Source organism: Vibrio sp. M250220 (genome assembly GCF_036533795.1).
In the GTDB taxonomy this organism is placed as follows: Bacteria; Pseudomonadota; Gammaproteobacteria; order Enterobacterales; family Vibrionaceae; genus Vibrio.
The window spans coordinates 1-15,054 of sequence record NZ_JATABI010000015.1 but is presented as its reverse complement, the minus strand read 5'-3'; the positions used below and the strand labels follow the sequence as shown (position 1 = coordinate 15,054).

Here is a 15,054-nt window from a genome sequence, read left to right as displayed (position 1 = left end):
AATGAGCAGTATTGTAGCGCTTTTCGGAGGCAATTTTGGATAAGATTTTTGTAGAAGAAGCGGTGTCAGAACTTCATACGCTTCAAGATATGATTCGTTGGACCGTCAGTCGTTTCAACGCCGCAAACCTATTTTATGGTCACGGTACTGATAACGCATGGGATGAAGCGGTACAGCTAATCCTGCCAACATTGTACCTGCCAATCGATGTGCCTCCGCATGTATTGAACTCGCGCCTGACCACCAGTGAGCGTATGCGTATCGTTGAGCGCGTGGTGAAGCGTATCAATGAGCGTACGCCTACAGCCTACCTAACTAACCGTGCTTGGTTCTGTGGCTTAGAGTTTTTCGTTGATGAACGTGTACTTGTACCTCGTTCGCCAATCGGTGAGTTGATTCAAGCTGAATTCCAACCTTGGTTGATCGAAGAACCGACACGTATCATGGATCTTTGTACCGGTAGCGGCTGTATCGCCATCGCCTGTGCACATGCGTTCCCTGAAGCGGAAGTTGATGCGATAGACATCTCTACTGACGCACTACAAGTTGCTGAGCTTAACGTTCAGGATCACGGTATGGAGCAGCAAGTTTTTCCAATCCGTTCAGATCTGTTCCGTGATCTACCAAAAGAGAAGTACAACCTGATTGTCTCCAACCCACCGTACGTTGACCAAGAAGACATGAACAGTCTGCCTGAAGAGTTTACTCATGAGCCTGAGTTAGGCCTAGCTGCGGGTACAGATGGGCTTAAAATTGTTCGCCGTATCCTAGCGAATGCGCCAGATTACTTAACGGATAACGGTATTCTTATTTGTGAAGTGGGTAACTCTATGGTTCACATGATGGAACAGTACCCACATATTCCATTTACTTGGATTGAGTTCGAGAACGGTGGTCACGGGGTATTTATGCTAACTCGCGATCAGATGCTAGCCGTCAAAGATGAGTTCTCAATCTACCGAGATTAATGCTTAAAGTTTGAGCAAAACTTCATAGCGCCAAGTGGTTTGATCTTTGATTCACGACTTGGCGTTTTTTTATGCGCGTAAAATGGTCTTTAGGGGTTTACATCAAACCGCAATAAGGCGACTATGAAATAACTAATAATTGAAGTGTAAAGCTCTGTATACAAGGGCGAAACAAATTTGAGGAAGTAATGGCAGGAAACAGTATCGGGCAACATTTTCGAGTGACAACATTCGGAGAAAGTCATGGTATCGCGCTAGGATGTATTGTCGACGGATGCCCTCCGGGTCTTGAAATCACCGAAGCAGATATTCAAATCGATTTGGACCGCCGTCGACCAGGCACTTCTCGTTATACCACCGCTCGTCGTGAACCAGATGAGGTGAAAATTTTGTCTGGCGTATTTGAAGGTCAAACCACAGGGACTTCTATCGGTCTTTTGATCGAAAATACCGACCAGCGTTCCAAAGATTATTCGGAAATCAAAGATAAGTTTCGCCCAGGGCATGCAGACTACACTTACCATCAGAAATATGGTGTTCGTGATTATCGTGGTGGTGGCCGTTCATCTGCCCGCGAAACAGCGATGCGTGTTGCGGCGGGATCAATCGCTAAGAAATACCTGAAACAAGAATTTGGGGTAGAGATCCGTGCTTATCTATCGCAAATGGGCGATGTGGCGATTGATAAAGTGGATTGGGATGAAATTGAAAACAATCCATTTTTCTGTCCTGATGTCGATAAAGTTGAAGCGTTTGATCAACTGATCCGTGACCTCAAGAAACAAGGTGATTCAATCGGTGCAAAACTGCAAGTCGTCGCAACAAATGTTCCCGTTGGTCTGGGTGAACCGGTATTCGACCGCCTAGATGCGGACATTGCGCATGCACTTATGAGCATTAACGCGGTGAAAGGTGTAGAGATTGGTGATGGCTTTGATGTTGTTCGTCAAAAAGGCAGCCAGCACCGTGATGAACTGACGCCAAGTGGCTTTGCGAGTAACCACGCTGGCGGTATCTTAGGTGGCATCTCAACAGGGCAAGATATTGTAGCCAACATTGCGCTTAAGCCGACCTCAAGCATCACTGTTCCTGGTGAGACGATTACTAAGCAGGGTGAATCGACTCAACTGATTACCAAAGGTCGTCACGACCCATGTGTTGGTATCCGCGCTGTTCCGATTGCTGAAGCTATGCTGGCAATCGTAGTACTGGATCATCTGCTGCGTCACCGTGGTCAAAACCATGGTGTGACCACAGAAACGCCGCAGATATAAGCTCTGATTGATAAAAGCCCCGACATGTGAGTCGGGGCTTTTTATATGCGATAAGGAAATGGTAAAAATCGAGCCGGTTACCGTTGTGGCTATCGAATTGCTGGCGTGATCAGTGCAACGAGCCTTCAGCTTCAAGGTTGAATGAAGGTAAGCGCCATTTGAAACGCACCGCAGCCATACGAAGTACATAACCAACAACGAGAGTTGAAATGGTCGCAGTCACATCATCAATGCCGAGCTCTAAAAGTCCTAAATACAAACCAGAAGCTACGAGAGCGACAGATGCGTACAGTTCCTCATGCAGTACAAGTGGTGTTTGACGACAGATTAGGTCACGCAGTAGGCCACCAAACACGCCAGTTACGAGCGCTGATACCATACAAATCAAGACATGATGCCCCATACCCATTGCCACTTTGGTACCAATGATACTAAAAACGATCAGTCCTAGCGCATCCAATCGAATGAACAGGCCTTTAAGTTTAATGACCCACTTAGCTAGCCCCGTTGTCAGTACGCCTGCGATACAAGTGATCGCAAGAAACTCGGGATTCTTTACCCAGCCTAGTGGGTAATGACCGAGAAGAATATCGCGTACTGTGCCGCCACCGATGGCCGTGGCACTTGCAACCAGCATGACTCCAAACCAATCCATTTTTCGACGACCCGCACTTAGTGCTCCCGTCATCGCTTCCGCTGTGATACCAATAATATATAAAACACTGAGCAGCATAATGAATTCTCAAGAAATGGCCGGAAATGCTCGGCAATGAAGAAGAAATTTAAGGCGTGAGTGTAGTGGGAAATGTGATCTATGACGAATGAGTTTTTATGAATACGAAAACGTTTTTCAGATTACTATTTCTAATATCAATACACTAAGTAGGGTTTTGCATTTTTCAGCAAAAATGAGAGAATGCAGACCGCGATAGTACCAGCCCGTTAATTTAGCTATGACCCACGAGTATCAAGACTTAATCAATATCTTTAACACGACTTTTTTTCACTCATACAACACCAAGTTGGAGTTAGGGGGAGATGAGCCAATCTATCTTCCTGCTGACAATGACTACCCCTATCATCGCATTATTTTTGCTCGTGGTTTCTATGCGTCAGGAATGCATGAGATTGCCCATTGGTGCGTGGCTGGGCCAGAGCGTCGCTTAGTGGAAGATTTTGGTTATTGGTATGAGCCTGATGGACGCACTCAAGCCGTGCAAGCTGAATTCGAAAAAGTAGAAATCCGCCCGCAAGCATACGAATGGATATTATCCGCCAGTGCAGGCTTTCCGTTCACTGTCAGTTGTGACAATCTCAATGGTAGCTTTGAACCGGATCGTTTGGCGTTTATGGCCAAAGTTCACGCTGAGGTGATGTCAATTCTTCAGGTGGGATTACCGCTCAGAGTTCAAATGTTGTCTGATGCGCTACGTGAATTCTACAGTATCGCGGAACTCACGCCTGCGCAGTTTGAAGTTAAGTAGCCTAACGCTACTGAATAAGCCAAGTATTCTTTTTCTGGCCGCTGTAGTCGAACGTGTAGACGAGTGGAGTCTGATCCGGCTCCATCACCCAAATGACGGAAATCAGTGAGTCGCAATGATTGACTACTCTTAAATCGAATTCTGCCAGCCCCGCAGTCAACGATGATTTGGCCAAACAGCTCTCGTAGTCGACGAGGTCAGCATCACCCTGAGCGAAGCTATTGTCGCATATCGATATATAGGCCTGCTTGTCAGCCAGTTGGCTCAGAATGACATCGACATCAACGCTATAGACAGATTTGAGACTGTTGTCGTTAGCTTCCACCTGGTGCGTCGCCAAAGTCGGTCAACTCTGCGGCTTCGACAGGCGCTGACGCACATCGAGCACCATCATTCGAATTACTTGATGGACCGTAAGCAGTCAGGTTCGCACTAGGCTGCCATGACGAGTAGTCTGACGTCCCTGGTATATGAGGATTGTTCAGGGTGACTTTGAAAATATAGCCATTGCTGTTATTACTGGCGTAGAGGTATCCATCCACATCAAAGTAAATCGCACCGAAGGTAAAGTTGAAACCAAGTTGAGCTTCATTGAGCACCTGATTCATACGCGTGGCAGTGCCTTGTGTAGCATCCACGACCCAGAGATAACCGTCGGCGTCTAGGCTATAGGCAAGGTTATTGTTGGCGTCGATGCGAGCGTTCCGAGTTCGCCATTAACATCATAGTCCCAGCCATAAATGAATCGGTCATGTTCACTAAAACCTATCCCATTTAGATTGGCTAAACCCAGAGTAGAGGGCATGACGCGATAACTGCCTAAATCGATGTTCACACCAAACGCGACGGGAGTTCCTGTGGGGTTTTGGATAAGGAATGCCTCAGTGGGACATTCACCAAAGCTGACGTCTCCAGCGTGGCTGGATGGCGCGTAATAAATGCTGTAGCTACAACATGCAAAGAGTAGTAGGAAGCGCTGATTTATACGTTTTAATTTCATTGTCATTCCCTGTTTTGGCTGAGCGATATAAGGGAAACTGCATTGTTCATGCCACACTATCAGGCCTTGCTGTATATAGGGTTTGCGTTGAAATTCTCAATGTGAGAAGCTTGGCGCTCTTTTTGAGAAGCAAACTGATTAGGCGACATCGCAAAATGATTATTGAATTTGAAGAGCAGCTACTTGAGCTAATAGATGCACGTATTTCGACGGCGTCAGATGATGAACTTTTTGCTGGTGGTTATCTGCGTGGTCATATTTCGCTTTCTGCCGCTTCGTGCGAAGAAGATGGCATTAATGATGTGGAAACATTAAAGAGTCGTATTCAGGAAAGTTTGGATGCAGCACGTTCGGAGCTGACGCCGGCAGACCGTATTATAGTCAATGATTTGTGGTTAGAGCTGGTAAACAACGCTTAACCAACGGCGACGTCAATCTATCGTCTAAGAGGTTGTTCGAATTTTTCGAACAATCTCTTTGTATTTTTGCGCTTGTTGCGTGATTGGCTGCTCGATATTCTAGTGCTCATACTGAGACACAACAGGATAGCAGTTATGAAGATCATAGCATTTGGGGCATCAAACAGTTCAACATCAATCAACAAAGCGTTAGCAACCTATGCCGCTCAACAAGTGGAAGGTGCGCAGGTACAAGTCTTAGACATCAACAATTATTCAGTTCCGATGTTTAGTGAAGACAAAGAAAAAGAAATTGGACAAGCTGAAGGCGCAAGAGAGTTTCTCGCTGATCTTGCTGAAGCGGATGCCATTGTTGTCTCTTATGCTGAACATAATGGCTACTACCCAGCGGCATACAAAAACCTATTTGACTGGGCGACTCGCATTGATCGCAGTGTGTTCCAAAACAAGCCCGTTGTTTACTTGGCGACATCTCCTGGCCCTGGTGGTGCACAAACGGTTCTTGCTGCCGCCACAGCTTCGGCTCCTTACTTTGGTGCTGATGTGAAGGCGTCGGTATCCGTCCCAAGTTTCTATGATAACTTTGACTTTGAAACTGCGGCGATTACCAACCAAGACATTGCAGATGAAATCAAAGCCGCGGTTGCTAAGCTAGCCTAACCAAGCTCAGTGACTACAGATAAAAAACGCAGTGTAAGAGACTGCGTTTTTTTGTTCTGAGGCTAATTACAGTTCCGTAATGGCTTTCCCTTTTCTCAATTTGCGAACCCACATTCGACTAGGGTGTAAGCTTTCCAAAACATCCACAGGTAGAGGCAGCGGATCACCACAGATCTGAGAGGCGAGCGTTTCCGCTAGCAGCGGCGCTGAACTTAGCCCTCGTGAGCCTAAACCTAATAGGCAGAACAAGTTTGGATATTGTGGTACTTGTTCAGCACTATCAATTGTTGTTTGTTGAAGGTTTTGATAGCAAGCTTTGATTTTTTCAAACTGACCAAGGTTGCCAACAAATGGCAGATGGTCTCGACTTACACAGCGTATGCCCTGACGCGACTGATTCGATGACGTATCAACTTGGAGTGGCCAAGCTTGGTTTGGTACGCATTTGCGCAGTTTGTCACCATTGTCTTGTTGCGCCACAGGGTCAAACTCATTGTTGAGATGAGAGCGATCATAGCTAGCGCCAATGCAGTGATGGCGGTTATTCGGGTTCATGGGGGTCATGTAGCCGTCATAGCACAATACGGTCTTGAGTTTCTCCAGCGTCTCTGTCGTTGGAATGTGACTGACTTGACCTTTGACCTTCCCTAATGGGACATGCGCAGCTTGAGTAAATTGGTCAAACAGATGGCCGTTGGCAATGACGACGGTATCGTGTTGGAATGACGCGTTATGACTTACCAAAGTCCAGCTCTGGGAATCTTCCTGCCAGTCTAGCTGTTCAATTTTGCAGTTGAAGTAAGAGGCAAATAAAGGGTTTTCCGCGAGTTTATCCAGTAACCCTTTGGTTAGCTGAGCAGGGCTTAACCAACCACCAAGCGGGTAGTGAACGCTTTCCATATCGAGAGGAAGGCCAACAACGTCGTTGGTCTGTTGAGCATCGAGTTTACGAATGAGCTGACTATCAAAGTTACCTTCAAGCATTTTGTTAAGCTTAACGTTGGTTGTTTGATCCCACATTAGCTGCGTTACACCACACCATTGGTGGTCAAACTCTATTTGCTGTGCAGCTTGTTCAACAAATTGACGGGCAAACAAGAATGCTGGCGCAAATACTCGGGACACGCCTTCGTGTGTACCATTCAGTAAAGGATAGACTGCGCCTTGTCGATTTCCTGAAGCGCCTTCAGCAGGTGCACTATCTTGACAGTAGAGCGTGACTTTTTTTCCGCGTCGGACAAGGGTAGTGGCAAGTGTGGCACTGGCGATGCCACCACCAATAATAGCGACGGATTCACCACTCTGACTTGGCTGACGAGCAAACCAAGGTATCATGTTCGTGTGTGGCTGCTTCTCTAAAAGTGCGCCCGCGATCATCTCTCGTTTGGTGCCAAAGCCTTTGACTTTCTTCATTGCGAAGCCCGCTTCAATGAGACCTCGACGTACAAAACCCGCAGCCGTGAATGTCGCGCAAGTACAATCACGTTTCGCTAATTTTGCCATACCGTTAAATAAGTCTTGGTTCCACATTTCTGGGTTTTTGCTTGGTGCGAACCCATCTAAGAACCAAGCGTCGACGAGACCTTGCTCAGAAACAGGCACTTTTGGCATGCAATCTTTAATGTCACCAAACCATAAATCAAGCGTTATAGCTCCATCGTCTAGTACAATTCGATGACATTCTGGTACCGCGATAGGGTAGTGTTTTTGCAGCTTTTCCGCATACTCTGCCAGTTCAGGCCACGATTGGTGAGCCTTGATGAGATCGTTTTTACTCAACGGATATTTTTCAAAGCTCACGAAATGCAGCTCTTGTAATGGCGAAGTTGGATTTTGTTGCCTAAATTGAGCAAACCATTGCCAAACGGCTAAGAAATTAAGTCCAGTTCCGAAGCCAGTCTCTGCGATGACAAATCTACGTTGATCACATTCTTGCCATCTTTGTGGCAGATGATTCTGGTGTAAGAACACGTAGCGAGTCTCTTCTAGTCCATTGACGTTGGAGAAATAGACATCATCAAACTGGTCGGAAACAGGGGTTCCAGCTTCGTTCCAGCCTAGTTGGGCATTAGTAATCGAGGTCATAGTGTCGGAAATAATGTGAATAAAGACGATAATATGATTGCAATTGTACGGTTTTAGAGGAAAGCTGACCACTTTTCCCCGCTATCTTAGTTATTATCAGGCGGATTTTTGAATTATAGGAATGTCATAATGAAACGAGTCGTAATCACCGGTATGGGTATTGTTTCAAGTATCGGTAACAACGTCGAAGAAGTTTTAGCGTCTCTTAAAGCAGGTAAATCTGGTATTACTGCCTCTGAGCAGTTTAAAGAACACGGCCTACGTTCTCAGGTTTGGGGTGACTTAAAGATTAACCCAGCAGAACACATTGACCGTAAACAGATGCGCTTTATGGGTGATGCGGCTGCTTATGCATACCTATCAATGCAGCAAGCAATTGAAGATGCAGGTTTAACCGACGAACAGGTATCTAACGACCGTACTGGTATTGTTGCAGGTTCTGGCGGTGCATCGGCACTAAACCAAACTGTCGCAACTGACACTATGCGTGAAAAAGGCGTGAAACGTGTTGGTCCATATATGGTACCTCGTACTATGTCTTCAACCGTATCTGCGTGTTTGGCGACACCATTTAAAATCCGTGGCGTGAACTACTCTATGAGTTCTGCGTGTGCGACGTCAGCACACTGTATTGGTCATGCGATGGAGCTTATCCAACTAGGCAAACAAGACATCGTTTTTGCTGGTGGTGGTGAAGAACTAGATTGGTCTCAAACTATGATGTTTGATGCTATGGGAGCACTATCGACTAAGTACAACGAGACTCCAGACCAAGCTTCTCGTACTTACGATGCTGACCGTGACGGTTTTGTTATCTCTGGCGGCGGTGGCATGATGGTGATCGAAGAACTCGAACACGCATTAGCACGCGGCGCGAAAATCTACGGTGAAATCGTAGGCTATGGCGCGACTTCAGACGGTTATGACATGGTTGCTCCTTCTGGTGAAGGCGCAGTGCGTTGTATGAAAATGGCGATGCAAGATGTGGATGTTATTGACTACGTCAACACACACGGCACATCAACACCAGTTGGTGACGTTAAAGAACTGGGTGCAATCCAAGATCTATTCGGTAACAACAGCCCAGCTATTTCTGCAACTAAAGCAATGACAGGTCACGCACTAGGTGCTGCTGGTGTGCACGAAGCAATTTACTCAACGTTAATGCTGACCAATGATTTCATCGCTCCAAGCATTAACATTGCTAATTTAGATGAAGCGGCTAAGGGCCTAGATATCGTGACTGAAAAGCGTGATGTCGAGCTAACGACCGTGATGTCAAACAGTTTTGGCTTTGGTGGTACGAACGCAACATTAGTGATCAAGAAGTACCAAGGCTAGCTGAATTTGCTGAGCAGATGATGCTTCGCAATCCAGTTTCCAGAGCTGGCTAATCTTTATTAGTAAAGGTTAGCCTAACAGACGCAGACTTTAGCCCATGGAGAGCGGGTTAAGATCCTTTTGTTCTGGACTATTGCCCAGCTATTTAGCCGGGCATTTTTCTCTTTACCCTTTATCGCTACCTGAGTGCATTATTACCTCGACACTGAGGAGCCTTTTCTGCACAATCAATCCCATTGCAATTCAACCCCACTCTACAGACAGATGAAAATCCTTATTGATGAAAATATGCCTTATGCAGAGCAGCTTTTTAGCCAGCTTGGCGAAGTGGTTCTAAAATCTGGTCGTACACTAACTGAAGATGACCTTGTCGATGTCGACGCCTTGATGATTCGTTCTGTTACTAAGGTCAACGCAAAACTGCTATCAAAAGCGAACAAACTCAAATTTGTCGGGACGGCAACCGCGGGGATGGACCATGTTGATCAGGATTTACTTCGAGAGCGAGGAATATTTTTCACCGCGGCACCGGGTTGTAACAAAGTAGGGGTCGCAGAATACGCGTTCAGTGTCATGATGGTACTGGCTCAACAACACGGTTTTTCTGTTTTTGATAAAACGGTTGGTATCATTGGTGCCGGGCAGGTTGGCAGTTACTTGCAACAATGTTTGCAAGGTGTAGGAATCAAGGTATTGATTAACGATCCACCTAAGCAAGATGCGGGGGATTCGCGTCAGTTTACACCTCTTGAGGCGCTGTTGAGTCAAGCCGATATCATTACTCTCCACACACCGATTACTCGGGGTGGCAAGCATCCTACTCATCATTTGATCGATGAAGAAGTCCTCAATACGTTACGCGGTGACCAAATTTTAATCAATGCCGCTCGTGGTCCAGTCGTTGACAATTCGGCTCTAAAAGCACGTTTACAGCGCAACGATGGCTTTATTGCAGCGTTAGATGTGTTTGAATTTGAGCCAGAGGTTGATATGGAGCTTCTGCCTCTGCTAGCATTCGCAACCCCTCATGTCGCTGGGTATGGTCTAGAGGGCAAAGCTCGCGGAACAACGATGATTTTCAATAGCTACTGTGAGTTCTTAGATAACGAATTACGTGCGCACGCCAGTGACTTGCTGCCAACCGCTCCTGTACCTAAGCTGGTATTGGATCGTGATTGGGATGAAGCTACGCTGCATAACATCACTCAGCTCGTCTACGATGTGCGTAAAGATGACGCCTTATTCCGTCGCGAGATCAGTCAGCCAGGTTCATTCGACCTGATGCGTAAGAACTACTGGGATCGTCGAGAATACAGTGCCGTCACATTAGTCGGTGATGACAGTTGTCGTTTATCACCCCTAGAAAAATTAGGTTTTCAGGTTGAGGTAAGTCAATGAGCCAACAATATAACGTTGCCGTATTAGGTGCGACCGGCGCGGTCGGTGAAACTATTTTAGAAGTGCTACAAGAGCGCAAGTTTCCAGTCGGTGAGCTATATCTGCTAGCCAGTGAACGCAGTGAAGGAAAGACTTACCGTTTTAACGGTAAAACCGTACGTGTGCAAAACGTCGAAGAATTTGACTGGTCACAAGCTCATATCGCTTTATTCTCTGCCGGTGGTGAACTGTCGGCAAAATGGGCTCCGATTGCAGCGGACGAAGGTGTAATTGTGATCGATAATACGTCACAGTTCCGTTATGAGTACGATATCCCACTTGTTGTACCTGAAGTGAACCCTGAAGCCATTGCAGAGTTTCGTAACCGCAATATTATCGCCAACCCAAATTGCTCAACGATTCAAATGCTGGTAGCTCTGAAGCCAATTCATGATGCGGTTGGTATTGAGCGTATTAACGTATCGACTTATCAGTCAGTTTCTGGTGCGGGTAAAGCTGGCATTGATGAACTCGCTGGTCAAACGGCAAAACTGCTTAACGGTATGCCAGCTGAGAACAGTGAATTTTCACAGCAAATCGCATTCAACTGTATCCCACAGATTGATCAGTTCATGGAAAATGGTTACACCCGTGAAGAGATGAAGATGGTGTGGGAAACCCAGAAAATCTTCAATGACCCAGCGATTACCGTGAACCCAACTTGTGTTCGTGTACCTGTCTTTTACGGTCACGCGGAAGCCATTCACGTTGAAACTTGTGCGCCAATTGATGCTCAAGAGGTGATTAACCTATTGGAACAAACGGAAGGCGTAGAAGTATTCCAAGGTGAAGATTTCCCGACTCAAGTTCGCGACGCTGGTGGTAAAGATCACGTCATGGTTGGCCGTATCCGTAACGACATTAGCCACCATAGTGGTGTAAACCTATGGGTTGTTGCTGACAATGTTAGAAAAGGTGCAGCGACCAATGCTGTTCAGATTGCTGAAGTCTTGATTCGCGATTACTACTGATCTCGAAATTAGATTGTTATTGAAGCCTCGCTTTCAAGTGGGGCTTTTTTAATCGAATCGAGAAAATTTATGTGAGATTAATGCGAATATGGCGTTGGACACACATTTTTTACCTCTATACCTATAGTTTTGGTGGGTTTATCCGATATATTTAACAGATCATTGTATTTTATTTAATTGAGCACATAGCTGAGCCTTATATGCGTCGACTACTACAGCGTCTATTATTGCCATTAGCAATAGTTGCCGTGACTCAAACATCGCCAGTAAGCGCGGAGAGCATTCGCCTTAAAGGGCCTAACGGCGAGATCCAGTCATCTCCCCAGTTCTCAGAGCCTCTTTCACGTAATTCACGCGCTACAACCGAGCCTTCTCGTTTTTATGGCCCCACTTCTGAGCAGGAAACACTTTGGAGTATTGCTACGCAGTTGCGTCCTTCTCCGTCGGTGACTGTGCAACAAACGCTTTACGCCATTTTTCAATTAAACCCTCAAGCGTTTGACAATCAGAATATCCATGAGCTTATTCCAAGCAGTACCATTCGTATCCCATCTTTAGAACAGGTTCGCGCTGTAAGCAAGCAAGAAGCCGTTAATGTCATGGCTTCTCATCAAGCACGTTTGGGCAAAAACGTTACCCCAGTCACCGCTGAGAAGGTAAAACCTACGGTTACTGCTCGTCCACCTGTGACAGAAGCGACCACTGAGCCATCTGCGACGAAGCCTGAACAAACAGAAACCGGCAGTGAACTACAAGTTATCGCAGAGCAAGAAAAGCAAAAACAGGTCAGTTCTCTAGAAAACCAGCTTGAAAGCTCTGAAACTGAGCTACTTGCACTCGAAGAAAAAAATCACAAATTGCGCCTAATGCTTGCTGAAGTTCAGTCAGAAGTCGATGTACTAAAAGATGAACTGGGCGACGAAAACCGTATTCGCAATGAAGTAGAGAAACTGCTTGAAGCGGAACGTCAACGAGTGGCTGAAGAGCAGAAAATGGCGCCTTCAGCGATGGACCAGTTATTCTCGAATACTTGGTTGGTTGCGGCGTTAGCGATCATTCCAGGTTTATTAATTGGTTTGTTTGTGGTGATGTTACTTGGACGTCGTAAGAAAGAAGACGCTCAACAAACCGTAGCTGAACAGCAACCAGTTCAGCCTGTGGCACCGATTGTCCCAGAAACCCTCAACGATGATATTGATGATGATTTGTTGCTGGATGACGATCTCTTCGGTGACTCGGATAGCGAGCAGCTATTTGGTGACGACAGTGACATTGATGGCAAACAGGCTGATGAAGACAACGTATTTGCTGACTTAGATGACAGCGACCTCGATTTCAACTTAGAAGGCGAGGATGGAGATGATCCATTTGCCGGAATTGGTGATGATGGTGATCTTGACGAGTCGTTAACTGATGTAGACATGAGCTCAAATGGCATCAGCGTGAATGGCGATGAAAAAGCGCTTGGTCTCGAAGAGATGGAACGTGCTTTAGATGAAGTCATTATTGATGACCCAGACGATGATGAAGGGTTTGACTTATCCGACGATGGTGAATTCTCACAAGACGAGTTTGACTCTTTACTGGCCGGAGATGGTGATAGCGAAGATCTCGGCTCAACGGAACTGGATCAATCTCTTCTTGATGACCTATTTAGTGAGGTGCAGGGCGAGAGCAGCGATGATCTTGATTTCGATAGCTTACTTGACGAAGGTGCCGAATCGTTCGATTTGAGTGATGAATCGAGTAAAGACCTGAGTGAGCCAAATTTCGCGTCTGATGATGAAATTGATGACATATTTGCTCAGATGGAAGCGCAGGCCGATCTAGAGGCGCTAGAAGCAAATTCCATTGATGAGACAGCACTTCTTGATGAGTTATTAGACGAGGAAAGTGTTGAAATAAGCTCGGAAAGCACCGAGTTGCTCGATGAGCTTGTTGAAGATAGCTTGAATGAAGCACCGCAACCGAGCACTCAATCCGATGTATTTGATCAACTGATTGGCGCTGATGAAGAGTTTACGCAAGACAGCACGGATTTACTGGATGACATCGTCGACGGTGCTGAGGGTGAAGATGAGTTTGACCTAGATGCTGAGCTTGATGAACTGATTGGCGGAGACCTAGATACGGAAGAGGTGAATCTTTCACAAAGCACCGAACTGATTGAGGAGCTTGTCGAATCAGATTCATCCAAGACTGAATACGAACTGGGTGACGACGCGACTGACCTGTTTGAGCAGCTACTTGAAATTGAGAGCACCGAGGTTGAGGCGCAATCAGACGTTCTAGCAGAAGAGACAGTTGTAGAGCCACAAGTTGAAAAAGTCTTCTCTAGCAATGATTTTATTGATGACATGATCAACTCTGCTCCTGAAGCGGATCCGTTACTTGATGAGTTAGACCTAGATGACTTGCAAGAACCTCAGCTTGTGGATGATGTCACTATTGACACTGAACAGCAGATATCTGAGCCTGAACCAGAGCCAGAGCCAGAGCCAGAGCCAGAGCCAGAGCCAGAGCCAGAGCCAGAAGATGATTGGTTAACGTCAGCCATTGAGGAAGTCGAAAACCCACAATTTGATATCGACGAACTTGAAGATGAAGCGCTGGAATCCGAACTGGATCCTGTTGGTGAATCTGCGGTTACTGACGCGGCGGAAGTGACGTCTGATGAACAAGACTTTGATGAACAAGACTCTGATGAAGAAGATGATTGGCTGACGTCTGCGATTGACGAAGTTGAAGGTCACACTCCAGAACAAGAGACCGTCAGCGTTGAGCAACAACCTAGGGTTGAACTCGATGAGTTTGAGTCTGAAGCGGGATCAGAACAGCCGCAAATTGAGCAAGAAGATGTACTTGCGCAGCAGGAGCTTAACGAAACACTAAAAGAGACTTCAGAGACTTCAGAGACTTCAGAGACTTCAGAGACTTCAGAGACTTCAGAGACTTCAGAGACTTCAGAGACTCCAAAAGAGTCCAGCGCACCAATGCCAGAAGCTATCGAGAATGAATTTGGCATTCCACAAGATGATGATTGGTTAATTGATGATGGGCAACCAGAAACCATCCAGTCGGGAGATGTGCTGGCTTCACTTTCTGCGGATGAAAATATCGAGCAGGAAGAGTTAGATCTAGCCGATATTGCGCAGCATGATGAGCTGGAAACAGAACAAAATGCACTAGCCGATGCAGAACCTGCACAACAGCTCACAGAGCCGCAAGCAGAAGATGAAGCGTTCGAGTTGGATGACCTAGACTTGCCAGAGTTTGGTGAGGAAGAGGCATTGGCTGATGTGGCAGAAGCCCCAGCACTCGAACCTGAAGCGCTTGTTGCTGAGTCTGTTGAAGAGCCGTCGCTGGAAGAGCCAGCCATGGCGTTCGATGAGCTTGAGCTGCCGGAATACAGTGA

General features: G+C 46.3%; 14 protein-coding genes. 9 read left to right on the top strand and 5 right to left on the bottom strand.

Going from position 1 to position 15,054, the window contains the following annotated elements; genetic code table 11:
- Positions 1-35: 35 nt before the first annotated feature.
- Positions 36-968 carry a 50S ribosomal protein L3 N(5)-glutamine methyltransferase gene (gene prmB / locus QTN94_RS07685; protein WP_138973757.1) on the top strand — a complete coding sequence of 311 codons (933 nt, stop codon included), beginning with the start codon at positions 36-38 and terminating at the stop codon, positions 966-968.
- A 188-nt stretch (positions 969-1,156) separates the two neighbouring features.
- Complete coding sequence (aroC, locus tag QTN94_RS07680) at positions 1,157-2,242, top strand: chorismate synthase (protein WP_138973758.1); 1,086 nt, start codon at positions 1,157-1,159, stop codon at positions 2,240-2,242.
- Between the two features lie 109 nt (positions 2,243-2,351).
- Here aroC and QTN94_RS07675 read toward each other — a convergent pair whose 3' ends face one another.
- Positions 2,352-2,975 (bottom strand): trimeric intracellular cation channel family protein, encoded by a 624-nt coding sequence (locus QTN94_RS07675; RefSeq protein ID WP_138973759.1) that lies wholly within the window; start codon positions 2,973-2,975, stop codon positions 2,352-2,354.
- A gap of 220 nt (positions 2,976-3,195) precedes the next feature.
- Here QTN94_RS07675 and QTN94_RS07670 point away from each other — a divergent pair, with 220 nt between their 5' ends.
- Positions 3,196-3,726 carry an elongation factor P hydroxylase gene (locus QTN94_RS07670; RefSeq protein WP_138973760.1) on the top strand — a complete coding sequence of 177 codons (531 nt, stop codon included), beginning with the start codon at positions 3,196-3,198 and terminating at the stop codon, positions 3,724-3,726.
- Between the two features lie 7 nt (positions 3,727-3,733).
- On the opposite strand, the gene QTN94_RS07665 is transcribed toward QTN94_RS07670, so the two are convergent.
- From QTN94_RS07665 to QTN94_RS07655, 3 genes are read right to left on the bottom strand one after another with little or no spacing between them, the layout of a single operon-like run.
- Complete coding sequence (locus QTN94_RS07665) at positions 3,734-4,066, bottom strand: hypothetical protein (RefSeq protein WP_331427346.1); 333 nt, start codon at positions 4,064-4,066, stop codon at positions 3,734-3,736.
- Entirely contained in the window at positions 4,041-4,364 is a 324-nt protein-coding gene (locus tag QTN94_RS07660; protein ID WP_331416412.1) for a DUF6923 family protein, read from the bottom strand. The genes QTN94_RS07665 and QTN94_RS07660 overlap by 26 nt, the downstream gene beginning before the upstream one ends.
- A gap of 23 nt (positions 4,365-4,387) precedes the next feature.
- Positions 4,388-4,726, bottom strand: a complete 339-nt coding sequence (locus QTN94_RS07655) for a hypothetical protein (RefSeq protein ID WP_331427345.1) — start codon at positions 4,724-4,726, stop codon at positions 4,388-4,390.
- Between the two features lie 155 nt (positions 4,727-4,881).
- Here QTN94_RS07655 and QTN94_RS07650 point away from each other — a divergent pair, with 155 nt between their 5' ends.
- Entirely contained in the window at positions 4,882-5,145 is a 264-nt protein-coding gene (locus tag QTN94_RS07650) for a YfcL family protein (protein ID WP_138973761.1), read from the top strand.
- A gap of 135 nt (positions 5,146-5,280) precedes the next feature.
- A complete protein-coding gene (locus QTN94_RS07645) occupies positions 5,281-5,805 on the top strand; it encodes an NADPH-dependent FMN reductase (RefSeq protein WP_331416410.1) in 525 nt (174 codons plus the stop codon).
- 66 nt (positions 5,806-5,871) lie between these two features.
- Here QTN94_RS07645 and mnmC read toward each other — a convergent pair whose 3' ends face one another.
- Positions 5,872-7,890: a bifunctional tRNA (5-methylaminomethyl-2-thiouridine)(34)-methyltransferase MnmD/FAD-dependent 5-carboxymethylaminomethyl-2-thiouridine(34) oxidoreductase MnmC gene (gene mnmC / locus QTN94_RS07640; protein ID WP_331427344.1), complete on the bottom strand. Its 2,019-nt coding sequence runs from the start codon at positions 7,888-7,890 to the stop codon at positions 5,872-5,874.
- A 129-nt stretch (positions 7,891-8,019) separates the two neighbouring features.
- Between mnmC and fabB the strand changes: the two genes are divergently transcribed.
- From fabB to QTN94_RS07620, 4 genes are all read left to right on the top strand, one after another.
- Positions 8,020-9,231 carry a beta-ketoacyl-ACP synthase I gene (gene fabB, locus QTN94_RS07635; protein WP_331416408.1) on the top strand — a complete coding sequence of 404 codons (1,212 nt, stop codon included), beginning with the start codon at positions 8,020-8,022 and terminating at the stop codon, positions 9,229-9,231.
- 264 nt (positions 9,232-9,495) lie between these two features.
- A complete protein-coding gene (locus QTN94_RS07630; RefSeq protein ID WP_331427343.1) occupies positions 9,496-10,629 on the top strand; it encodes a 4-phosphoerythronate dehydrogenase in 1,134 nt (377 codons plus the stop codon).
- Positions 10,626-11,639 (top strand): aspartate-semialdehyde dehydrogenase, encoded by a 1,014-nt coding sequence (locus QTN94_RS07625; RefSeq protein ID WP_138973766.1) that lies wholly within the window; start codon positions 10,626-10,628, stop codon positions 11,637-11,639. The genes QTN94_RS07630 and QTN94_RS07625 overlap by 4 nt, the downstream gene beginning before the upstream one ends.
- A 200-nt stretch (positions 11,640-11,839) precedes the next feature.
- A partial coding sequence (locus QTN94_RS07620; RefSeq protein ID WP_331427342.1) for a FimV/HubP family polar landmark protein occupies positions 11,840-15,054 on the top strand: 3,215 nt, incomplete at its 3' end.

Coding starts and splice junctions, on each gene's coding strand:
- QTN94_RS07675 (WP_138973759.1), bottom strand. CDS start 2,975: ATGCTGCTCAGTGTTTTATATATTATTGGTATCACAGCGGAAGCGATG.
- QTN94_RS07655 (WP_331427345.1), bottom strand. CDS start 4,726: ATGAAATTAAAACGTATAAATCAGCGCTTCCTACTACTCTTTGCATGT.
- QTN94_RS07630 (WP_331427343.1), top strand. CDS start 9,496: ATGAAAATCCTTATTGATGAAAATATGCCTTATGCAGAGCAGCTTTTT.
- QTN94_RS07670 (WP_138973760.1), top strand. CDS start 3,196: ATGACCCACGAGTATCAAGACTTAATCAATATCTTTAACACGACTTTT.
- QTN94_RS07650 (WP_138973761.1), top strand. CDS start 4,882: ATGATTATTGAATTTGAAGAGCAGCTACTTGAGCTAATAGATGCACGT.
- aroC (WP_138973758.1), top strand. CDS start 1,157: ATGGCAGGAAACAGTATCGGGCAACATTTTCGAGTGACAACATTCGGA.
- fabB (WP_331416408.1), top strand. CDS start 8,020: ATGAAACGAGTCGTAATCACCGGTATGGGTATTGTTTCAAGTATCGGT.
- QTN94_RS07645 (WP_331416410.1), top strand. CDS start 5,281: ATGAAGATCATAGCATTTGGGGCATCAAACAGTTCAACATCAATCAAC.
- QTN94_RS07625 (WP_138973766.1), top strand. CDS start 10,626: ATGAGCCAACAATATAACGTTGCCGTATTAGGTGCGACCGGCGCGGTC.
- mnmC (WP_331427344.1), bottom strand. CDS start 7,890: ATGACCTCGATTACTAATGCCCAACTAGGCTGGAACGAAGCTGGAACC.